Here is a 20,236-nt window from a genome sequence, read left to right as displayed (position 1 = left end):
GTTAGAATAAGGCTTATGAAAATTGTCAAATTCGGCGGAAGCTCGTTATCCAGTGGCGTGCAAATCAGAAAAGTTTTTCAAATTGTAAAAAGCGACCCGGAAAGAAGAATCGTCGTTGTTTCAGCACCGGGAAAACGTTTTAAGGGCGATGTTAAAATTACCGATCTTCTCCTAAAATTGGCCGAAGCAATTTTAAACGAGGAAAAAACAGCTCAAATTTATGAACAAATTTTTCTGCGCTATCAGGCGATTGGCGATTTCTTTAAAATCCCAAGGTCGGGAATCGAGCAGCTAAAAGAACACCTCTATTCAGTTGCCCAGGCAGATTGCCCGTCCAATGATTTTTTTAGAGCCGCTTTATCAGCCCAAGGCGAAAATATGTCAGCCCACCTGATAACACTTATCTTCAAACAGCTTGGGCTAAAAGCCCGTCTTCTTACACCAAAAGAAGTCGGCTTAACAGTCAGCGGCGAAGCAAGAAAAGCACAGATTCTGCCGGGTTCCTACGCAAAAATCGCCAAAACAAAATTCACCGATAACGAAGTACTTATTTTCCCGGGCTTTTTTGGTATCACGAAAAACGGTTTGATTAATACCTTCTCACGTGGGGGTTCCGATATTACCGGAGCAATTTTGGCTCGCGGGTTTGGAGCGGATTTATACGAAAACTTTACCGATGTTAATTCGATTTATGCCGTTAATCCTGGTTTGGTAGCCGATCCGGCACCAATTAAAGAGATGACCTATAACGAAATGCGGGAACTAAGTTATGCGGGTTTTGCCGTCTTTCACGACGAAGCGATTCTGCCGGCAATTCAAGGAAAAATTCCAATCTGCGTAAAAAATACGAACCGTCCGGAAATGCCCGGAACAAAGATTGTTCCGCGCGACAAGGTTTCCCACAAAAATAAAATTACTGGGATCGCCAGCTCGCATCATTTTCAAGCCATTTATCTTCACCGTTATTTAATCAACCGGGAAGTTGGTTTTACCGCTAAAATATTAAAAATCATGGCCGATTTGAATATTTCCTATGAGCATATGCCTTCGGGAATCGATGATTTGACGATTATTTTGGATAAAAACCAGTTAACAAATGGTCGCAAAGAAAAACTGACGCAAAGAATTAAAGACGAAATTCAACCGGACGATCTTCAATGGAGAAACGACTACGCAATCATTATGGTTGTCGGCGAAGGTTTGGTTAATCGAGTTGGCGCAATGGCCGACATCGTTGATCCGATCAGAGATGCCGGAATTTCTTTAACGATGGTTAATCAGGGATCTTCGGAAATTTCCATTATGCTTGGCGTTCGTCCGGAAGACGAACAAAAAGCCGTTAAAGCAATCTATAACGATCACTTTGAAAACGGCCATCCTAAAAAAGAGCTTTAAATTCCGAGAGCTTCATTCAAATCGGTTAGCAAATCTTTGATTGCCAATTTTTTTGTATGAATAATTTTTTTATCGAAAAGTCCGCTAATCGCCAAAGGAACTCTTTGGCCACTCAAATCAGATATGAGATTCAAATTCATTTGTGGATCATTGTCGGATTCTTTTCCGAGCGCTTTTAAAACAGTTTCGGCAAACTTAAAGGGACTGGCTGTTGCAACAATCAGTTGTTGCCTATTGCTTGGAAAATCTTTGTTAACAGAAACAGCAACCGCTGTATGAGGGTCCAACAAATAATTATTCTGCTGAAATGTTTCCTGAATTGTTTGAGCGGTTGTTTTGGAATCGGCAAACGCCGCATTAAAAGAATCCTGAAGTCTGCTCAAAGAAAAATCATCGAGTTGATATCGACGCTTGTCGGTCAAGTCTTTCATCCAAGCGGCGACCGCTTTGGAACCGGCAATGTCAAATAAGAGCCGTTCCAAATTACTGGAAACAAGAATATCCATTGCCGGACTGCTGGTAACTTGAAAGGAGCGATCGGCATCGTAAATTCCGGTTGCAAAAAAGTCGGTCAGAACATGATTGGCATTAGAAGCAACGGTCAATTTTCCAATTGGGACACCAAGTTTTTTGGCCCAGTAAGCAGCCAGGATATCACCAAAATTACCAGTCGGAACGCTTATATCCAATTTCTCACCAGCCGATAGGCGATTATTCTTAACTAATTGAGCATAAGCATACACATAGTAAATGATTTGAGGTACCAAACGACCGATGTTAATAGAATTCGCAGAGGAAAAACCAAGCGAAGCTGCTGACATTTTTTGAGCCAACCGATGATCCGTCAAAAGATTTTTAACCGCTTTTTGAGCATCGTCAAAATTGCCAGTAACAGCAACCACGTGAGTATTTTTTCCGTCAGCTGTCGTCATCTGTTGACGTTGTAATTTGGAAACACCAACCGACGGATAATAAACAACAATTTTTGTCTGCGGGACATCATTGAAACCATTTAAAGCCGCACCACCGGTATCACCGGAAGTTGCCGTTAAAATAACCATTGTCTTTGAACTGCCGTTTTTTTTGACAGCCGCAGTCAATAAATAAGGTAGAAGGGAGAGCGCCATATCTTTAAAAGCCAAAGTCGGTCCATGAAACAATTCCAATAAATTTCGTTTGTCATCAAGCTGATGGATTTCAACAATTTTTGAATCATCAAAATCCCGATAAGCCGATTTCAAAAAATCAGTTATTTCGTTATTTGAAAATTCGTCAAAAAAAGTCGAAAGAATTAATTGACCAATCTGAAGATAATTCTCATCCTGCAATTTTTCCCAATCAAAATCAATTGTTGGAAAAACAAGCGGTACATAAAGTCCGCCGTCCGGTGCCAATCCGTTGATAAGGGCGTCAGCCCCATCAACAATCGCTGCTTGTCCGCGTGTACTTTGAAATTTCATATAACCTCTGCCGACATAATAGCAGAAAGCGAGCCGGCGTGTTAACATTTGTTCATGAAAAACTATCGAATTGGAATTTTCGGTTTGGGAACAGTCGCCAGTGGGTTGATAAAAATCCTAAAAAAAGAAAAAATCAACTATCAAAATAGATTCAACGTTAATTTTGAGCTTTCTCAAGTAGTAGTTCACGATCTCCAAAAGAAACGCGCTCCTGAATTCGATGGATTAAATATTTCCGATGATCCGGCTAAAATTATCGAAGATCCGGCTATTGATATCGTAATCGAACTTATCGGCGGCAAGACAGTGGCTAAGAATATAATTGAAGAATCGCTTCAAACCGGCAAACACGTTATCACAGCTAATAAAGATTTAATCGCCAGCGAAGGACGAAAATTAAGTCGACTTGCCAAAGAAAAGCATGTCGGTCTTTTTTATGAAGCAGCTGTTGCCGGTGGGATCCCGATTTTAAGATCTCTTTCCAATAGCTTAGCTTCTGATGAAATCGAACAAATCAACGGCATCGTTAACGGAACTTCCAATTTTATTCTTTCACAAATGCGCCAGAACAAAATTTCTTATGCGGCTGCCCTAAAAACAGCTCAAGAAAAAGGTTTTGCCGAAGCAGATCCAAGCAACGACGTCGACGGAATCGATGCTGCTTATAAGCTGCAAATTTTAGCTGATTTTGCCTTTGGAAAACAAATCAATCAACGAGATATTCAAATGGGTGGAATTCGTACGATTACTCAAGCTGATTTGCAGGATGTTACTGATCTTGGTTATGAAATAAAACTTTTAGCCAGTGCGACAGTTATTTCCAACAAATTGGAACTATCAGTTGCTCCGACGCTTGTCCCTAAAGGGCACCCGTTAGCTTCGGTTCAAAATGAAAATAATGCCGTTTTCGTTAACGGACGATATTCAGGTGGTCTGATGTTCTATGGACCCGGTGCCGGCGAATTCCCAACAGCCAACTCAGTTGCCGCTGATTTAATAGAGCTGACTAAAAAGATCGACCAACCGGAAAGCTTCAACACGAATTTTTCTTCCGATTTGACGCTGGCAAAACCAAAAGATCGAATTGCCAGTCGCTATATCGTTTTCAACGTCGCTAATCGTCCAGGAGTGATGCACAAGCTATCGGCTTTCTTCCTAATGAGCGATATCAATTTTCGCAATATTCGTCAATACGATCCGGTTGGCGACAATACCCGTGTTGTGATCATTACCTATCCAGCCTCGGATGCCCAATTGAATCCGGTTAAAACAACAATCAGAAAGGCTTGGGGTGTTGAGATAATTCATGAATTCAAGCTCCTAATCGAGCCAAAAGAGGTTACCAATGCCTGAAATAATAGTTCCGGCAACCAGCGCCAATATGGGCCCGGGTTTTGATTCGCTCGGCCTCGCAGTCAACTTGTATTTAAAGGTCAGAATTTCCAAGCAAAGCGATCAGTGGATAGTCCATCATCCTTTTGATAAAAGGGTTCCCACTGATGAAAAAAATATGATAGTTTTATCAGCTCTAACCGTCGATGCCAGCATTCAGCCACACGAAATTTTTGTTGAGAGTGAAATACCACTGGCTCGCGGCTTAGGCTCATCGTCTTCGGCAATCATCGCTGGTTTAATGTTGGGAAACGAACTGTCCGAATCAATTAATCTAAGCAAGCAACAAATTCTTGATCGCGCAGTAAAAATAGAGGGCCATCCGGACAACGTTTCACCAGCAATTTTTGGCGGCATTGTGGTTGGTGGGCCTGATCCACAAAAGAAAGGAAACTTTTTAACTTATCAGATTGATACACCTGATGATTATTTGCCAATCGCAGTAATACCGGATCGCGAATTAGCAACCAGCGAATCGCGTGAAGTTCTGCCGACTAGTTTGGACAGAAGAAAAGCCGTCAGAAATAATGCCGAAAGCAGTCTTTTACTGGCAGCCCTCTTTAAACACGACTGGGATAATGTAGCCAGGCTCTTGGAGTCCGACCAATTTCATGAAGTCTATCGAATAAAGTTGGTTCCCGAATTAAAAACGGTTAGGAATCTTTGCCATTCAGTGGGAATCTTTGGCAGTTATCTGTCCGGTGCTGGGACAACCGTCATGATAATTGCAAAAAAAGATCAAGCAGATTTTCTGCTTGATCAGTTGAATAAAACGGAAAAACTGAGAGGTTGCAAAATCAAATTATTAGAATTTAATTTAAGCGGTGCAAATATTTCCGAATAATAAAAAAACTCCTTTTAAGGAGAACTTAGGCGGTTTTGACTTGTTGCTGCCTAAAATTAACATCAATATTTTTTGTTAGGATATCAGTATAACTATAGGAAACACGTTCGAAGGTCCCTTCCGCCTTGTCAAGCTCAACAATGAATAGGGACGGATAAGTCTCAATCAGGACACCTTTACGAGTAGTCGTCTTCTTTCGACCAGCCTGGGCAATCACTGTAATTGGACTGCCGATTTTTTCATCTAAATTATCTTTAATATTCTGTAATGCTTCTGGCATACTACCTCCTCGTATTATGAGACTATCTAATTTTAGCAGATATCACGATTTTTTACAAGGTTTAACAGTTCATTCTTTAGAAAAAATCATATTTTCAGACAAATTATTAACTAATTGTTCGTAATTTTCCAAAGTTAAACGTTCTCCTCGAATATTTAAATCGAAACCAGTCTCGGAAATCGAACGTTCGATTTTTGTTCGATTTTCATCGTTTTTTCCAAAATAATAAAGCAAATTATTAACAAGTGATTTTCTACGATGAGCGAAAGAAGCTTTAATAATTTTAAAAAGGGCCTCCTCATGTGGAAAAGACTGAAAATTTTCTTTTGGAGTTAATTGAACAACAGCTGAATCGACATTCGGTGACGGCATGAAAGATTTTCGAGTTACGGGAAGAATTATTTCGACATTAACACGATACTGAATTGCTAAACTCAGCTCCCCATAATCCTTGCTTCCAACACCGGCCTGCAGGCGAGCCGCAACTTCTTTTTGCATCATCACGGTAACTGACTTAAAATTCAGCGAACTATTAAGTAAATAAAAAAGAATCGGTGTCGTAATATAGTAAGGCAAATTGGCAACGATTTTCAAAGACTGATTTTTCGCAAAAATCGAGAAATCAGCTTTTAAAATATCTCGGTTGACAATTTTAACGTTTTTATAAGGTCGCAAAGTTTCCGATAATATCGGGATTAGTTTTTTGTCGATTTCATAAGCGACTACTTGCTTGGCCGCTTTTGCCAATTGTTCAGTCAGAGAACCGATTCCGGGACCAATTTCGATAACCGTGTCGTCCGGCCCGATCGCTGCTCCCTGAACAATTTCTTGCAACACATTTAAATCAATTAGAAAGTTTTGTCCAAGACGTTTGCTGGCATGCAAATCGTACTCATTTAAAATCGCCCGCGTTCTGATCGGACTGCCAATTGCTGGAATATCATTCAAGGTTTTTAATCGCTTCTTTCAATTCTTTTTTAGTGATGCCAAACATTTGTAGCCGCTTAAGAAATTGTTTGCCATTTGTATTTCCCAAGTGTAATTGATCCGATATCTTTTTTCTCAAAACAGCTGAACCAGCACCATCAATCAAACCAAAATCAACCAAATCGGAACGTTGAATCTCTAAAGTTGGAGAAAATTCTTTGACATACTTGCCAAGCAGTTTTTTTAAAAGTTTCGGATCAGCGTGTTCGACCCCCAATGAGCCCTTGTGATTGGGCTTACCATCGATTTTATTCAAAAAAAGCTGCTTGATGTTGGGGACCCTTTCAAGAACTATCTTCCTGATTCTCTCTCCTTGGAAATCGGGATCGGTTAATAAAATCAATTCGTGATCCCTAGCACTTTGCTCTATCAGGTCCAAAACAGCGGACCTGATTTTGGAACCACCGGTTTCAATTGTTTCGATCGAATCTCCAAAAGCAAGTCGCAGACGAGCTGTATCATTCTTTCCTTCAACAATAAAAATCGTTTTTTTCAATTCTTGGGCCATAAGCGATGCGCGTTTTCTACTGTTATTTTTGCCAATTGGTTTCGGCCGATTTCAAGGACCTTTGCCAAACCATCGACGACGAATTTAGCCCAGGCCGGTTCGTTGGTTTTTCCACGATTTGGAACCGGTGCTAAATAAGGAGCATCGGTCTCAACCAGGATCCGATCAAGTGGAACCACCTTTGCCGCTTCATGAATTTCTTTAGCGTTTTTAAAAGTGACCATCCCGGAAAAACTAATATAGGCACCAAGATCGACTAATTTTTCTGCCTGTTCGGGTCCACCGGCAAAAGAATGCATTTCAAATTTGCTAAGCCGACGCTCTTTTAGAATTCGATAAAGGTCCTCAAAAGAATCACGCATATGAATAGTCGTTGGTAAATCAAACTCGGCCGCTAAATCAAGATGCCTTTCAAAAGAATTAATCTGAGCATCTCGGTCAAAACCTTTCCAATGCCAATCAAGTCCTGTTTCACCAACACCAATTACAACTGGATCAGATAATTGTTTACGCAAAACTTCTTCAGCCGACTGATCGAATTTATTCGTATCTTCCGGTTGGAAACCAACAATCGCACGAATCCCTTTATCAGAAAAATCGTGAGCAATTTGGATCGCCCGCTGGTTCCCTTTTGGATCATAGCCGACTACATTCATTTCCATCACGCGGAATTCGCGTGCTCGTCCAACATAAGCGGCAACATCATGATACAAAGCATCGTCGTTTAAATGAGTATGGGTATCGTAAACATCCCCGGGAGTTTTAGTTGGATCGTAAATTGCCATGTTTCCAGTATAAAAGAAAAACACTTATTCAGTGTTCTTTTTTAGAGCCTCTTTGGTTTTATCCTTAATAAAATCAGCCGATTGTTTCAACTTTGTCCGCTCGTCTACACTCAGATCCAATTGAAGCTGCTCAATGATTCCCTTGCGACCAATGATAGCCGGATAGCCAAGATAAGTGTCAAGCGGCTGATAATAATTTGAAACCGGTAATTCCTCATGGGCATCGTTCAAAACAGCTTTCAGCAAACGAAGCGCCGCGGCTGAAATACCGTAATTGGTGTAATGCTTGCCAAAGAAAACAATATGGCCACCCATCTTCGAATCATGATCGATTCTTTCCAAATCAGCATTTGGATAGGCTCCCTCTTTTAAAATTTTTTTAATCGGTTTCCCCAAAACACGAACCGTCGACCAGGCAACAAATTGCGAATTTCCGTGTTCGCCCAAACTATAGCCAATCACGCTGCGGGGATCTATTTTCAAAGCAGCCGCTGTTGCCCTCTTCATTCTCGATGAATCAAGCAGAGTTCCAGTGCCGATAACTTGATCCTTCGGTAGTTCTGTTATTTTTTGAAAAATCGAAGTAATTACATCACAAGGATTGGAGACAACAATCAGGACACCCTTAAAAGCACTTGCTTTTAGACGTGGGGCGGCTTCTTCAACATACTTTTTCGTATAAGGAAACTCAGCGAAACGATCAGTAGGCGTTTCCCAAGCTTTGGTAATATTACCAAAGGCACTGATGACAACATCGGCATCGGATAAAGCCGAATAATCGTTAGCGATCAGCTTAGTATGATAACTCAAATTAACTTGAGCATCTTGGAAGTCCAATAGATCGGCTGATAATTTGTCTCGGTCCGGATCGATCAATACTAACGTATCGGTGATCCCTTCAATAATGATTTGGTGAGCAATCGTTGAACCAACATGCCCACAACCTAAAATTCCAATTTTTCTCGTCATTTTAACCCTGAGTAGAATTGTGGAAATGAGCTGGCGCAGCATCCGGCATGGAATTTAAGGTTCTCATATCATCATCATTAATTGTGAAATCGAGTTGGGTATTCTCTTGAATATGTCTCTCACTAATAGCTTTCGGGAGAGTAACGGTTCCGTTTTGAAGTGTAAAACGCAAGGCCAGTTGGGCAACACTGACGTTATACCTGCCAGCAATTTTGCGAATTGCTTCAGAATTCAGAATGTCGCCAGTCGCTAATGGCGAATATGCCTCGATACGAATATCGTGCTCTGCGGCAAATTTGGAAATTTTTGGTTCGGTGAAACCAATATAATATTGGATCTGATTGACAACCGGTTTAATTTCGGCAATTTTCAGGATATTCTCCATATCGTGAACATCAAAATTGGAAATTCCGATCGATTTAACACGTCCGGACTTTTGCAATTCTTCAAGAGTTTTCCAAGCTTCAGCGTTTTCCTCATCAAAGTGCTTGCTACCCGCTTCTCCCCGTGGCCATGGAGCGTGAATCAAATATAGATCAACGTAATCAAGCCCGAGACGAGAAAGAGAACTCTCGAAATCAGCCAAAACAAGATCACGAGTCTTATCTTGGGAAGGCAGTTTAGTTGTTACCCATAAATCTTCTCTTTTAACATCTGAATCGGCAATGGCTCTGCCAACCGACTTTTCATTGCCATAAATTTTAGCGGTATCGATATGACGATATCCAAATTTTAAAGCCGAAGAAACCGCTTGATAAGCGACATCCCCGTCAGGCGTTTGCCAAGTTCCAAAAGCGACCTTGGGAATTTTTGTTCCGTTATTCAGAGTATATGTATCTGTTAGAATTGACATAAGTTCCTCCTATGAATATAATTATCCCACTTGAATATGGGAAAATTAGGTTATGGCAGATAAAGACTTATCACATTTAAGTAAAGAACAATACGAAGTTACTCAAAAGGGAGCTACCGAACGTGCTTTCACCGGTAAATATGATGACTTTTACGAAGAAGGGATTTACGTCGACGTTGTTGATGGTACACCGCTATTTTCCAGCAAAGATAAATACGATGCCGGTTGTGGATGGCCAAGTTTTACAAAACCAATCGAAAACCCAAGTATCGTAAAAAAAATCGATCAATCTTTGGGAATGACAAGAACCGAAGTGCGCAGTAAAGATTCCGGCAGCCATTTAGGCCACGTTTTCGACGACGGTCCCGATGATAAAGGCGGTCTGAGATATTGCATCAATTCCGCTGCTTTGAAATTCATCCCGGTTAAAGAGCTGAAAAAAGCTGGTTACGGCGAATATCTAAGTTTATTCAAATAATTTATTTCGCAGTTTTAAAATAGGCTCTCAAGATCTTCAAGCGATATTTTGTCTCCAAAATAATTTCTAAGATTTGTTTTTTGTAGAACCCCTTTAACTGCATCTTTCGTAAAGAGAACTCCTTGCAGAAGTTTTTCTAAATCAGTGATATCACTGATTCCCAAAAAGTCTCCCTGAATTTTGATTACAGTAATTTTTCCTTGAGAAACGTTGGCATGTATTTCAACACTTCCACCGGCAAAACGCTGCCAATTGTTAAATTCGAATTTGGGCGTCCTGCCCCAGTTCCAATTCCAAGTAGAAAATTTATTATCACGCAATTCCTGGACACGTTTTAAATCATGCTCTTCTAATTTTAATTCGTCGTCGCCATTGGAAAGTTCTTTTGTCAACTGATTTTTGAAATCTAGAATCGTAAATCCCTCAGGAAGTGAAGATTTTATCAAACCAACTCGACTTTTCACAGATTTGGCTGCTTTTGAAATAAATTTATCTTTAGCCGGCGTCAAAACCCGGCTCATAACTTCCATATTGATATCAAACAATAAGGTTCCATGATGCAATAAGCGTCCATTGGCATAACGTTGGGCACTCCCGGAAACTTTTTTTCCATTGATAATCAAATCATTTCGGCCATCGGTGACAACCGGAACTCCAAGCTTATTTAAAGCGTCGACCATTGGCTGAACAAATTTTTTGAAATTAACTTTGGCCGGATCGCTAACTGGAAGAACAAAAGAAAAACTAATATTGCCTAAATCGTCATAAACGGCGCCGCCACCGGTTTCTCGACGCGCTACTTGAATGCCGTTTTCTTTTGCAAATGCCTGATTAACTTCGGCGAAAGTATTTTGATTTTTGCCGACAATTACAGCATTGCCATATTGAGAAAAGAAAAAGACCGGTTCGGTCAAAGGATATTCTTCAAGCAAATAATGTTCCATCGCAACATTATAAAAAGCATCAGTATTTTCATAACTTATATATTTCATGTTTTCTCCTAGAAAACAGATTCAAAAATTCATGCGCAATCGTAACTAGGTTTCTCGCCCTTGTAGACATCGATAATTTTGCCATCCGGTTGGACCGTAATTTCATCATATTCGTCAAAAAGTTCGTCGTAGTTCTCATTAGTCGGAAGATCCTGCAATTCCATATGGTTGGCAGTCTCACCGGAAACAATCAATTTTTCAACGGAAGATCCATCCAATAAATCTTTTTTATCAAAAATCCCATATTCGTTCATAATTCGCAATACCTCCTTTTTTCGATTTTTATGATAGACGTTCTTCTTTAATATAATCAATCGGAAGCCATTCTAACACCTTTTCAATCTGTTTGTTCCAGTAATACCATTCATGGCGACCATGCGATGTTTGATAATTAACCTCATATCCAAATTTTCTAAAAGTTGGAATTGCAAATTGATTAGCCGGATAAAGTGAATCTTCTAATCCAATCCAAGCAAACAATTTTGGTAATTCTGCTTTCCCTTCGGACTGTTTTTTTGCCAAAGCAAATAAATCGTTTTTCGAACCGACAACTTTGTCCGAGTCGCCAAAAACACCCTGCCAATATTTTTTTGGAGCCATTTCAAACATTTGTGGAAAATTAAAATCATGCATCAAAGCACCGGATAACGAAGCGGCATAAGAAAAATAATCAGTCGACATTGCCAGTTTAAAAGCACCATAACCGCCCATTGAAAGACCGGCAACGAAATACTTTTCGCGTTTTTGGGAAATTTCCGGAAACATGAAAGCGACTTTTTGAAATAATTCAGCCGTTAAAGCATCGAAATAGTTTAGGCCATAATCCGTATTCGTGTACCAACCAAGACCAGTATCTGGCATCACAACCGCCAAATTGTTTTTCATGAGCAAACGTTCGATATTAGTCTCGCGCTGCCAGGAAAATAAATCATCACCCATACCGTGGAGCAAATATAAAACGGGGATGTCCCTTCTTTTATTATTATTATTATTAGTATCCAATTCAGGAAGAATAACATTCATCATCGTGGCCTTGCCCAACACATGCGAATGATAATTTATTTGTAAAAAAGCCATTGGTTTTTTCCTCTTTTTCTATCTGGAAATTTATGTTAAACGAAAAGCTCATACAACTCAAAGCAGTCTAATCATCAAGCAGTTTTAAAATTGTATCCAAAACACCGTCGTGATTATTGTCGGAAACTGTGTATTGGTCTTGATTAAAATAGCTTTTCAATTCGTCTTGCGAATTTGGCATAATATATGGATGACCAACATATTGCAACATTTCCAAATCATTCAGCCCATCGCCGAAAGCAGCCATCTCTTCGGGTTTAATTTGCAGTTCTTTGGCCAACAACTGTAACCCGGAAGCCTTATCGGCATTTTTATTTACAATATCGATTGCTCCAAAACCCGAAATTGGGCTTCTTAAACCGGAAAGGATCGGATCGCTGTTCAGCAAATCAAGAAAACCCTGACCGCTGTCATTGGTCCAAGAAAGCGAAATCTTATCAATTGGAACGTTGATTTCTGCAAAAGTTTTGATCGGAACCCAATTAGGATAAAAATCATCAATTGTTCCAGCAAAAAAAATTCGTGTGCCTTCCACCTGAACCGATTCCTGCCAAGTAGGAGCAAAAGCGGCATCCTTTCCGGCAAAAACCACTAAAGTCGGTCGAGGATTCAAAGTTGGCAAAAGATCGTAAATCCGTTTGGTTTTGATCGGATCAATAATTGATTGATGCAACAAATTTTGACCATTTTGAATAAAAGCGCCGTTCTCAGCCACCATGGAAATTACCTGGCCATCCGAATCAAAAGGAAGAAACATCTTATTAATGCGAATCGTCTGATTGCCAGTAGCAATCACAAATTTTTTCTGCTGGCGCCGTAAAATGCCAATAACTTCGGCAAACTTTCGCCGATTAAAGGCATTGTCATTATCGAGCAGCGTTCCATCCATATCAGCCGCAAAAAGTCGCAGATTTGTATTCGTCATATTTTCCTTACCTGTTGTCCATTTGACGAGTCGCTCACTTTATAACCGAGTGAAAAAATTTCGTCGCGTAATTGATCAGACTGCTGCCAATTTTTGTTAATTCGAGCAGTTTCACGCTTTTTTAACAGAAGTTCAATTTTCTTTGGCAGGGACTCTTTTTTTGTTTCCAAACCACTGATTCCAAAAACTCCGATTAATTCAGCAATTTGTCTAAGAATTTCTTGAGCGCTTTTATCCTTCACATCGCCGGAATCAACATAAGAATTGGCCAAACGGACCAATTCGAAAATGGCAGCTAAAGCATTGGCAACGTTAAAATCATCGTCCATTGCCTCAACGAAAGCTGCGGTCTGTTTTGAAACGAGTTGATCAATTTGTGGATCATCGCCGATTTTAAAATCGGCGTTTTTCAAACGGCGATAGGCAGTTCGGATTCGGTCTAATTCGACCCGTGCTCGTTCTAATTCGGAAGAAGAGTAATTAATCGGCCGACGATAATGAGTGGCAGTCATCAAAAAACGAATTGCCATCGGGTCATCATAGGAACTCAATAATTCGTGAACCGTGGTAAAATTTCCCAACGATTTGCTCATTTTCTCGTTGTTAACATTAACAAAGCCATTGTGAAGCCAATAATGCACGAATTGTTTGCCAGTATGTGCTTCGGATTGAGCCATTTCATCAGTATGGTGTGGAAAAGCCAGGTCAATACCGCCGCCATGAATATCAATTGTGTAACCCAGATATTTAGTCGACATAACCGAGCATTCAATATGCCAGCCAGGTCGGCCCTGTCCCCAAGGAGAATCCCATTTAATAACCTGACGCGGTTCGTTCTTCCAAAGAGCGAAATCGAGAGGATCCTCTTTTAAAGCAAGCGCACCATCATCCAAACGACCAGAGGCGCCAACCTCTAAATCCTCCAAATTTTCATGAGCCAGTAGACCATAATTCCCAGCCTTTCTGACTCGGAAATAAACACCCCCCTGAGATTCATATGCGTAGCCTTTATCAATCAAGTCACTCACAAATTCAATAATATCCGGAATTACTTCGGTTGCTCTCGTGCGAGTAGTCGCTGGGATAATATTTAACGGTTTGGTATCTTCATAAAAAGCTTTGATATACTTCGATGCAATTGCGTTTTCACTAACTCCCTCTTCTTGAGCACGATTAATTATTTTGTCGTCGACATCGGTAAAATTAGAAACAAAATTAACATCATAGCCTCGATAGAGCAGGTAGCGGCGAATCGTGTCGAAAGCAATCGAACTACGGGCATTTCCAACGTGAATGTAATTATAAACGGTTGGACCACAAACATACATGGTAATTTTCCCCGGAACGATTGGTTTAAACTCTTCTTTTTTTAAAGTAGCAGTATTGAAAACTTTCAGCATGTCTTCATTTTACTATTTCATCAATTTCTTAATAACCATATCGGTAAGACTATAGGGCAAATGACGGAAAGCCCAGATTACTGTTCGGTTGGAAAAGCCATCGGCGTAACGAGCTTTCGGATGTTCGACAGTTGCCGCTTGATAGAATAATTCTGCTAAATCCTGACTGCTTCGTTTCGATGACATTGGTGAAAACATTTTATCAAAAGCGTCGATCAAAGAATAATAAATCGAATTTTTTGGCGTATTTTTTCGAGCATTTTTCAAAGCTGTCTCCAGCCATTCAGAGCGGGTTCCGCCTGGTTCAATTAAAATCGCCTGAATACCAAAGTTTTCCGTCTCCAGACGCAGGGTATCGGTTAAAGTTTCCAAAGCATGTTTCGTCGCGTCATACCAACCTCCCAGAGGAGTGTAGAGAAAACCAGCAATCGAGGAGATATTGATAATTCTGCCCTTATGTTTTTTTCGCATAAACGGCAAAAGTAGCTGGGTCAACTGCATCGCGGCAAAAACATTAACTTGGAATTGTGCACGCGCCTGTTCGATTGGAGTATCCTCAAGACTGCCATATTCTCCATAGCCGGCGTTATTGATTAAAACATCGATATCATCGTTTTTTTGTAGAACCTGCCGAAAAAAAGTTTCAATTGAGTCATCCTTAGAAAGATCAAGAAAAAAAGTTTCAACACCGAATTTTTTTAATTCTTTCATTCGTTCAAGTCGACGAGCACCAGCGAAAACCTGCCAACCGTGTTTAGAAAATAATTCTGCCGCAGCGAAGCCCATACCGGAAGAAGCCCCGGTGATAATGACGGTTTTTGTTTTTTTCATAATGCATTCTTTAATAAAAAGATAAAATTATCAGTTATTATTTGAGTACCGAAGACAACATTTTTTCTGATTCAACATAGCAGTTGCGTCCCTTTGGCTCGAGAAAATCAATTTTGGCAGCAAGATATACCGTTACAAATTGTTTTTGATCAGATTGAACAATTCCGACAAAAGATTCCGTATCGGGTGAAGTTCCTGTTTTCAAACCAATCCATTTGTGCTTGGTAATTGCTAGGAATTTAAAACGGTTTAAATAAGGATATTCTTGCCGATTACTTTTAAAATTAAATTTCCATTCTTGGGCAATCTTCAAAACTTCCGGAAAACGATCGACAATTTTTTCGGTAATTATCAGGACTTCTTTGGCCGAAAAAAGCGGTTCGTAAGAATCGGTCATCTCGGGGTCTTTATAAGTTTCCAGATCTTGATTGGAAAGACCAGCCGGATTGGGAATAATCGGGTTATTAATACCCCAGGATTCCAAAAGAGCAATCGTTTTTCGATGCCAATTGGTCAAGTTTTTAAAAAGTTTTTCTGCGAAAACAAAGGCGAAAGTATTTTCCGATAAAATCAAAAGTGCATCAAGGGCATCCTTGACCGTATAAGTTTCGCCTTCGGTTAATTTTATTTCAGCAACAACTTCACCCTTTGTAAATTCAGCAATTCTTTTTGTTGTAGTTAATTGATCGGTCCAATTAAGCTGATGCCTTTCAACAGCTGCATAAAGTTGATAAATAATAATTAATTTCGTAACCGAAGCAATCGGCACTCGCTGATGGGCATTCTTCTCCGCTAAAACAGATCCATCAAGTTCGGCAACCAATGCCGACGCTGCCAAAACTTTCAATTGTTTCATCATTAACCCCTTCTGTCTGCTTTGTTTTATCTAAAAATTCTAATAATAAATTATAAAAAAACACAGTCGTTTAAACTGCGTTTGAAAAAATTTTTAACTGAATCAAACAACTTTTCTTTCAAAAGGATCGCTGCTGATACCTTCATCCAAAATAACCTTTGCCCAGTTTTTAGCGCTCCACAAAGAATGGTCCTTGAAATTACCACAAGTTTTTTCAGAGACACCAGGAATATCCGAAAATTCAATACTATCGCGAATTTCCGTTAAGGTCTCTTTCAATGCTTTTGCAACTGTTTCAGTATCGTAGGTATACCAACTAATCATATGAAAACCAGTTCGGCAACCAAAAGGTGAAATATCAATAATTCCATCAAGCCGGTCCCGCATCAAAGAAGCAAATAAATGTTCCAGGGTATGAAGACCGCCTGTTTCAATCGAAGTTTGGTTTGGCTGGGCCAAACGTAAATCATAATTGGCGATTGTGCCACCCTTTGGTCCTTTCTGTTCTTCAATCAAACGCACGTATGGTGCTTTAACTTTTGTGTGATCCAATGTAAAACTTTCGACTTCTGCCATTTTTTCCTCCTACCTGATTAAAATTGTACAAGAAAAAAAGACTTACGGAGCGTAAGTCTTTCAATCGTAAATTATCATTAGACAAACTGCATCAAGATCGGCACAACAATCACGAAGAGCACCGTTGAAGTCGTAACGACATTTGTTGCATATTCAACGTCACCATGATTTTGTCCAACCAAGATCGGCAAAACAGCCAGCCCAGGAGCAGCTGCTTGAATAATCAGCGTTGAAGATTCAAGCTTTGGCATTGATCCGCCAAACAATTTTAAAATTATAATCATAACCGCCGGAACAATGATGAAACGGCCGATTAAGGCTAAAATCGAATCGCGATCGAAATGAATCGATTTCAATCCAGCATCAGCCAAAATAATTCCGATATATATCAGAGACATAGGCGTCACAATTCCGCCAACCATGGAAAAAGTCGTGCTAACCCATCCGGGAATCGGGATTGCCAAAAGCAGAACAACAATCGAAATCAAGAAACCAACTAATGGCATTGGTAATAACTTTTTCCAATTAAAACTTTGTTTTTCCGTCTTATCCCTCGTTGGATCATCGGATGAAAAAAAGAAGATGCCAATTGCCCACGTCGAGATTGTATTCATAACATAATAAATTAAGAAATAAGGCATAGACTTCGTACCGAACAAAGCCGAATTTAGCGGTAAACCGATAAAAATCGTATTAGCGTTAACAAACATATTGATAAATGTTCCACGACGACCAACCCGAATTTTAAAAATTTTTGTGATCAAATAAGCGAGCACGTAGCTGACAGCAAAACTAGCCGCAGCGAAAACCAAACCGCCAGACAGACTAACTAATTTATCACGGGTCAAATAAGTCAGCACGCTAACAAAAATCGACAGCGGCAGGGCAATATTCATAATCAAATACGAGATATTCCCTTTAAAAGAGTCGGCTAATTTACCCGATCTCCTTAAAACATAACCTAAAGCGATCACTAGAATAATTTCTACGACACTCTCAACACTCGTAATAAAAGCATTCATTAGTATTTCGGCTCCCACTTCAAATCGTCGACGGCCTTTTCAACATCATCAATCGGCTGGCGATTAAGACCTTGTTCAACAGCTTTTTTAGCGACAGCGACAGCGACTGTACGCGAAAAGTCGGCTAATTTTGAAACTGGTGGCAAAACAGCAGCACCAACTTTTGTTGTATCAACGATTCCTCCAAGACTATGGGCAGCAGCAGAAATCATTTCAGGCGTAAGCAGCTTTGATTGAGCGGCAATGGCACCAAAGCCAAGACCTGGATAGATCAAGGCATTGTTGGCCTGACCGATTTGGTAAGCGTTGCCCTCATATTCAATATCGTCAACTGGAACACCAGTACCGATCAAGGCTTTTCCATTAGACCATTTCAAAACATCTTCGGCTTTTGCTTCGGCTAATTTTGTTGGATTGGAAATTGGAAAAATGATTGGTCTTTCAGTATAACCAGACATATCTTTAACAATTTCTTCAGTAAAGGAATTTGGATGTGTCGAGGTTCCGACCAAAATGGTCGGGTGGACAGCTTCAACAGCTGCTTGGAGATTGGTCAATTGATTAGCATTTTTGAAATCACTTCGTTTAGCAGCGAAAGGCTTTTGCTCTGGAGTTAAATCCGGATCATCATCAAACAAGAGGCCTTGTTTGTCAACAAGGAAGAAATGCTTTTTAGCCTCTTCGTCGGAAAGACCCTGTTCAACCATTTCTTCATGCAACTGTTTAACAATTCCCATTCCAGCAGTTCCGGCACCGAAGCTCATGTAAGTTTGATCAGTTAATTTCTGACCGGAAATCTTCAACGCTCCAAGAACGCCGGCAAGAACGACGATTCCAGTTCCTTGAATATCATCATTAAAAGTAGCAATTTTATCTTTATAGCTGTTTAAGATATTAGAAGCATTCGAACGGCCAAAATCTTCCCAATGCAAATATAAATTAGGAAAAAGCGATTCGGCATGATTAACAAATTTGTCGATAAAATCATAGTACTTATCGCCACGAACACGATTAAATTTATTTCCCAAATACATAGGATCTTTCAAAAGCTTTTCGTTATTTGTTCCAGCATCAATAACAACTGCAAGAACTGTTGATGGATCGATTCCGGCCGCAACTGTATAAACCATCAGTTTGCCGACAGCAATATCAACACCCTGGACACCCCAGTCTCCAATCCCAAGAATACCTTCGGCATCAGAAACGACCAGCAGCTTGATATCGCGGCCATTAGCAGCATTTTTCAGAGTCGATTGAATGTTTTCCGGATGATTAATATCCAAAAAAGCGGCACCTTGCGGTTCAACAAATAATTCCGAATAATTTTCAATTGTATCAGCAATTGTCGGGTCATAAACAATTGGCATAAATTCAACAACATGTTGAGAAAAAAGCTTATAAAACAACACGTGATTCGTATTGAATATTTCCATTAAAAACAATCGTTTTTCGAGATTTGAAACCTTGCTTTGAAATTGAGCATAAGTCTGATCAACTTGCTCTTGTAAAGCCTGAACCTTGGCCGGTAATAAACCGTTTAAACCAAGCTCCTCTCTCTCCGCTTCCGTAAAAGCAGTTCCTTTGTTAATAAAAGGATCATTTAAAATACTTACTGGATCTGTCATATTTTCTCCTTAAGAACCAGACTATTGTATTCCATTAGGATTAATATAGTCAAAACTTATAAAAGAGATAAAATTATCTTATATGAAATTCACCGATATCGAATACTTCGACAAGTTATCCGAACTTGAATCCTTTTCAAAAACAGCTATTTTTTTCAATGTCAGTCAACCGACAATTTCCTTTGCCATTCAGCGTTTAGAAAACGAGATGAAAAAAACTCTAATTAATCGCAATCGGTCGCATGGCGAGATTTCTTTGACGGAAGCTGGAAAAGTTTTTGAAAAACACGCCAAAAAAATTCTTCAAGAAGTGGTTGCCGCCCACGAAGAAATTGACCGAATGAATCAACCAACAATTGAATTCGGTTTGCCGCAAATTATTGGAAATTATTATTTACCAAAATTAGTCAAACATTTTGTCGGCAATCCCTTTTTTCAAAATGTTGCGACTAATGAAGCCGGCTCCAACCTACTTTTAGGGGCTTTAAAAAATCACCGGCTGGATTTGGCAATTATTTCTTCGGTTGAACCGGTAAAAATTGAAGGTTTGGAAACAATTGAAATCGATCGAAAAAAATATTCGATTGTTGTCAATAAAGATAATCCTTTAGCTAAACAAAAAAAGGTTTCTTTTGAAGATCTCGCCGACGAGAAATTTGTCTCCTTAAAAGAAGGTAATGTTCACCCAATTGCTTTTCGTAAATTGGAAGAAACTTACAATGTTTACCCGAAAATTATTTACGAAACACCGGATATCAATATTTTAAAGAAAATGATTGCTGAAAAAACCGGGATTGGTTTTATCGCTGAGATAGCAGTTGAAAAACAGGATAATTTGGCAACCTTGGAATTGAGCAACGAAAAAGTTCCGGAATTTATTATCAGTTTTGTTTATAAAAAAGATTTACAAATCCCTGGAATTAAAAGGATAGTCGAAGAATTAAGAAACAACAGCGTCTTCGATCAGGACAGATAATTGAA

At 39.7% G+C, this 20,236-nt stretch carries 22 protein-coding genes; 5 read left to right on the top strand and 17 right to left on the bottom strand.

The genetic code is table 11. The annotated features are described in order from the left end of the window. Positions 1-15 precede the first annotated feature (15 nt). Positions 16-1,395, top strand: coding sequence for an aspartate kinase (locus A3G9_RS0101010; protein ID WP_002821696.1), 1,380 nt, complete (start codon positions 16-18; stop codon positions 1,393-1,395). Here the strand turns inward: A3G9_RS0101010 and thrC are convergent. Beyond that, positions 1,392-2,855, bottom strand: a complete 1,464-nt coding sequence (gene thrC, locus A3G9_RS0101005; RefSeq protein ID WP_002821695.1) for a threonine synthase — start codon at positions 2,853-2,855, stop codon at positions 1,392-1,394. The genes A3G9_RS0101010 and thrC overlap by 4 nt on opposite strands. 54 nt (positions 2,856-2,909) lie before the next feature. Here thrC and A3G9_RS0101000 point away from each other — a divergent pair, with 54 nt between their 5' ends. Both A3G9_RS0101000 and thrB read left to right on the top strand, forming a co-directional pair. After that, entirely contained in the window at positions 2,910-4,208 is a 1,299-nt protein-coding gene (locus tag A3G9_RS0101000; RefSeq protein ID WP_002821694.1) for a homoserine dehydrogenase, read from the top strand. Continuing rightward, the gene (gene thrB, locus A3G9_RS0100995; protein ID WP_002820876.1) at positions 4,201-5,091 is read left to right on the top strand and encodes a homoserine kinase; all 891 of its coding nucleotides are present in this window, start codon (positions 4,201-4,203) and stop codon (positions 5,089-5,091) included. Before A3G9_RS0101000 ends, thrB begins: the two co-directional genes overlap by 8 nt. Positions 5,092-5,116: 25 nt before the next feature. Here the strand turns inward: thrB and A3G9_RS0100990 are convergent, their stop codons facing one another. The 6 genes from A3G9_RS0100990 to A3G9_RS0100965 form a co-directional block, all read right to left on the bottom strand. Beyond that, positions 5,117-5,371: a Veg family protein gene (locus A3G9_RS0100990; protein WP_002819362.1), complete on the bottom strand. Its 255-nt coding sequence runs from the start codon at positions 5,369-5,371 to the stop codon at positions 5,117-5,119. A 69-nt stretch (positions 5,372-5,440) separates the two neighbouring features. Further along, on the bottom strand, positions 5,441-6,319 hold the full coding sequence (gene rsmA, locus A3G9_RS0100985; protein ID WP_002819363.1) for a 16S rRNA (adenine(1518)-N(6)/adenine(1519)-N(6))-dimethyltransferase RsmA: 879 nt from the start codon (positions 6,317-6,319) through the stop codon (positions 5,441-5,443). Continuing rightward, positions 6,312-6,866, bottom strand: a complete 555-nt coding sequence (rnmV, locus tag A3G9_RS0100980) for a ribonuclease M5 (RefSeq protein ID WP_002817622.1) — start codon at positions 6,864-6,866, stop codon at positions 6,312-6,314. Before rnmV ends, rsmA begins: the two co-directional genes overlap by 8 nt. Beyond that, the gene (locus A3G9_RS0100975; protein ID WP_002819364.1) at positions 6,851-7,651 is read right to left on the bottom strand and encodes a TatD family hydrolase; all 801 of its coding nucleotides are present in this window, start codon (positions 7,649-7,651) and stop codon (positions 6,851-6,853) included. The genes rnmV and A3G9_RS0100975 overlap by 16 nt, the downstream gene beginning before the upstream one ends. Before the next feature lie 24 nt (positions 7,652-7,675). Further along, positions 7,676-8,620, bottom strand: coding sequence for an L-lactate dehydrogenase (locus A3G9_RS0100970; RefSeq protein ID WP_002819366.1), 945 nt, complete (start codon positions 8,618-8,620; stop codon positions 7,676-7,678). A 1-nt stretch (position 8,621) separates the two neighbouring features. Next, positions 8,622-9,473, bottom strand: a complete 852-nt coding sequence (locus A3G9_RS0100965; RefSeq protein WP_002821693.1) for an aldo/keto reductase — start codon at positions 9,471-9,473, stop codon at positions 8,622-8,624. A 52-nt stretch (positions 9,474-9,525) separates the two neighbouring features. On the opposite strand from A3G9_RS0100965, the gene msrB reads away from it, so the two are divergent. Further along, positions 9,526-9,951 (top strand): peptide-methionine (R)-S-oxide reductase MsrB, encoded by a 426-nt coding sequence (gene msrB / locus A3G9_RS0100960; protein ID WP_002817626.1) that lies wholly within the window; start codon positions 9,526-9,528, stop codon positions 9,949-9,951. A 14-nt stretch (positions 9,952-9,965) separates the two neighbouring features. Here msrB and A3G9_RS0100955 read toward each other — a convergent pair whose 3' ends face one another. The 10 genes from A3G9_RS0100955 to A3G9_RS0100910 all read right to left on the bottom strand — a co-directional run bounded on the left by A3G9_RS0100955 (position 9,966) and on the right by A3G9_RS0100910 (position 19,255). Beyond that, positions 9,966-10,943, bottom strand: coding sequence for a lipoate--protein ligase (locus A3G9_RS0100955; protein ID WP_002819368.1), 978 nt, complete (start codon positions 10,941-10,943; stop codon positions 9,966-9,968). Positions 10,944-10,972: 29 nt separating this feature from the next. Continuing rightward, entirely contained in the window at positions 10,973-11,197 is a 225-nt protein-coding gene (locus tag A3G9_RS0100950) for a hypothetical protein (RefSeq protein WP_002819369.1), read from the bottom strand. A 28-nt stretch (positions 11,198-11,225) separates the two neighbouring features. Continuing rightward, positions 11,226-12,020, bottom strand: a complete 795-nt coding sequence (locus tag A3G9_RS0100945; RefSeq protein ID WP_002821692.1) for an alpha/beta hydrolase — start codon at positions 12,018-12,020, stop codon at positions 11,226-11,228. A 67-nt stretch (positions 12,021-12,087) separates the two neighbouring features. After that, positions 12,088-12,945: an HAD family hydrolase gene (locus tag A3G9_RS0100940; protein WP_002820877.1), complete on the bottom strand. Its 858-nt coding sequence runs from the start codon at positions 12,943-12,945 to the stop codon at positions 12,088-12,090. Continuing rightward, on the bottom strand, positions 12,942-14,345 hold the full coding sequence (gene cysS / locus A3G9_RS0100935) for a cysteine--tRNA ligase (protein ID WP_002819374.1): 1,404 nt from the start codon (positions 14,343-14,345) through the stop codon (positions 12,942-12,944). The genes A3G9_RS0100940 and cysS overlap by 4 nt, the downstream gene beginning before the upstream one ends. Before the next feature lie 12 nt (positions 14,346-14,357). After that, entirely contained in the window at positions 14,358-15,176 is an 819-nt protein-coding gene (locus A3G9_RS0100930; protein ID WP_002819375.1) for an SDR family NAD(P)-dependent oxidoreductase, read from the bottom strand. A 37-nt stretch (positions 15,177-15,213) separates the two neighbouring features. Then, positions 15,214-16,035 carry a D-alanyl-D-alanine carboxypeptidase family protein gene (locus tag A3G9_RS0100925; protein ID WP_002819376.1) on the bottom strand — a complete coding sequence of 274 codons (822 nt, stop codon included), beginning with the start codon at positions 16,033-16,035 and terminating at the stop codon, positions 15,214-15,216. A 99-nt stretch (positions 16,036-16,134) separates the two neighbouring features. Next, positions 16,135-16,608 (bottom strand): S-ribosylhomocysteine lyase, encoded by a 474-nt coding sequence (locus A3G9_RS0100920; protein WP_002817632.1) that lies wholly within the window; start codon positions 16,606-16,608, stop codon positions 16,135-16,137. A 77-nt stretch (positions 16,609-16,685) separates the two neighbouring features. Further along, entirely contained in the window at positions 16,686-17,630 is a 945-nt protein-coding gene (locus tag A3G9_RS0100915) for an AEC family transporter (RefSeq protein WP_002821691.1), read from the bottom strand. Continuing rightward, on the bottom strand, positions 17,630-19,255 hold the full coding sequence (locus tag A3G9_RS0100910) for a malolactic enzyme (RefSeq protein ID WP_002821690.1): 1,626 nt from the start codon (positions 19,253-19,255) through the stop codon (positions 17,630-17,632). The genes A3G9_RS0100915 and A3G9_RS0100910 overlap by 1 nt, the downstream gene beginning before the upstream one ends. A gap of 82 nt (positions 19,256-19,337) precedes the next feature. Between A3G9_RS0100910 and A3G9_RS0100905 the strand changes: the two genes are divergently transcribed. Further along, positions 19,338-20,231 (top strand): LysR family transcriptional regulator, encoded by an 894-nt coding sequence (locus tag A3G9_RS0100905; protein ID WP_002821689.1) that lies wholly within the window; start codon positions 19,338-19,340, stop codon positions 20,229-20,231. Positions 20,232-20,236 lie beyond the last annotated feature (5 nt).

This window comes from Oenococcus oeni DSM 20252 = AWRIB129, from assembly GCF_000372485.1.
GTDB classification, from domain to species: domain Bacteria; phylum Bacillota; class Bacilli; order Lactobacillales; family Lactobacillaceae; genus Oenococcus; species Oenococcus oeni.
Note: the sequence above shows the minus strand (reverse complement) of the source record. Positions and strands in the feature narration are given on the sequence as shown.

What these genes read in the sequence shown, in the direction of transcription:
- A3G9_RS0100965 (WP_002821693.1), bottom strand. Translation starts at nt 9,473, where the DNA reads ATGTCAATTCTAACAGATACATATACTCTGAATAACGGAACAAAAATT.
- A3G9_RS0100940 (WP_002820877.1), bottom strand. Translation starts at nt 12,945, where the DNA reads ATGACGAATACAAATCTGCGACTTTTTGCGGCTGATATGGATGGAACG.
- A3G9_RS0100910 (WP_002821690.1), bottom strand. Translation starts at nt 19,255, where the DNA reads ATGACAGATCCAGTAAGTATTTTAAATGATCCTTTTATTAACAAAGGA.
- A3G9_RS0100905 (WP_002821689.1), top strand. Translation starts at nt 19,338, where the DNA reads ATGAAATTCACCGATATCGAATACTTCGACAAGTTATCCGAACTTGAA.
- A3G9_RS0100990 (WP_002819362.1), bottom strand. Translation starts at nt 5,371, where the DNA reads ATGCCAGAAGCATTACAGAATATTAAAGATAATTTAGATGAAAAAATC.
- rnmV (WP_002817622.1), bottom strand. Translation starts at nt 6,866, where the DNA reads ATGGCCCAAGAATTGAAAAAAACGATTTTTATTGTTGAAGGAAAGAAT.
- A3G9_RS0100970 (WP_002819366.1), bottom strand. Translation starts at nt 8,620, where the DNA reads ATGACGAGAAAAATTGGAATTTTAGGTTGTGGGCATGTTGGTTCAACG.
- A3G9_RS0100915 (WP_002821691.1), bottom strand. Translation starts at nt 17,630, where the DNA reads ATGAATGCTTTTATTACGAGTGTTGAGAGTGTCGTAGAAATTATTCTA.
- A3G9_RS0101000 (WP_002821694.1), top strand. Translation starts at nt 2,910, where the DNA reads ATGAAAAACTATCGAATTGGAATTTTCGGTTTGGGAACAGTCGCCAGT.
- cysS (WP_002819374.1), bottom strand. Translation starts at nt 14,345, where the DNA reads ATGCTGAAAGTTTTCAATACTGCTACTTTAAAAAAAGAAGAGTTTAAA.
- A3G9_RS0100975 (WP_002819364.1), bottom strand. Translation starts at nt 7,651, where the DNA reads ATGGCAATTTACGATCCAACTAAAACTCCCGGGGATGTTTACGATACC.
- A3G9_RS0100920 (WP_002817632.1), bottom strand. Translation starts at nt 16,608, where the DNA reads ATGGCAGAAGTCGAAAGTTTTACATTGGATCACACAAAAGTTAAAGCA.
- A3G9_RS0100945 (WP_002821692.1), bottom strand. Translation starts at nt 12,020, where the DNA reads ATGGCTTTTTTACAAATAAATTATCATTCGCATGTGTTGGGCAAGGCC.
- msrB (WP_002817626.1), top strand. Translation starts at nt 9,526, where the DNA reads ATGGCAGATAAAGACTTATCACATTTAAGTAAAGAACAATACGAAGTT.
- thrC (WP_002821695.1), bottom strand. Translation starts at nt 2,855, where the DNA reads ATGAAATTTCAAAGTACACGCGGACAAGCAGCGATTGTTGATGGGGCT.
- A3G9_RS0100950 (WP_002819369.1), bottom strand. Translation starts at nt 11,197, where the DNA reads ATGAACGAATATGGGATTTTTGATAAAAAAGATTTATTGGATGGATCT.
- A3G9_RS0100925 (WP_002819376.1), bottom strand. Translation starts at nt 16,035, where the DNA reads ATGATGAAACAATTGAAAGTTTTGGCAGCGTCGGCATTGGTTGCCGAA.
- A3G9_RS0100930 (WP_002819375.1), bottom strand. Translation starts at nt 15,176, where the DNA reads ATGAAAAAAACAAAAACCGTCATTATCACCGGGGCTTCTTCCGGTATG.
- A3G9_RS0101010 (WP_002821696.1), top strand. Translation starts at nt 16, where the DNA reads ATGAAAATTGTCAAATTCGGCGGAAGCTCGTTATCCAGTGGCGTGCAA.
- thrB (WP_002820876.1), top strand. Translation starts at nt 4,201, where the DNA reads ATGCCTGAAATAATAGTTCCGGCAACCAGCGCCAATATGGGCCCGGGT.
- A3G9_RS0100955 (WP_002819368.1), bottom strand. Translation starts at nt 10,943, where the DNA reads ATGAAATATATAAGTTATGAAAATACTGATGCTTTTTATAATGTTGCG.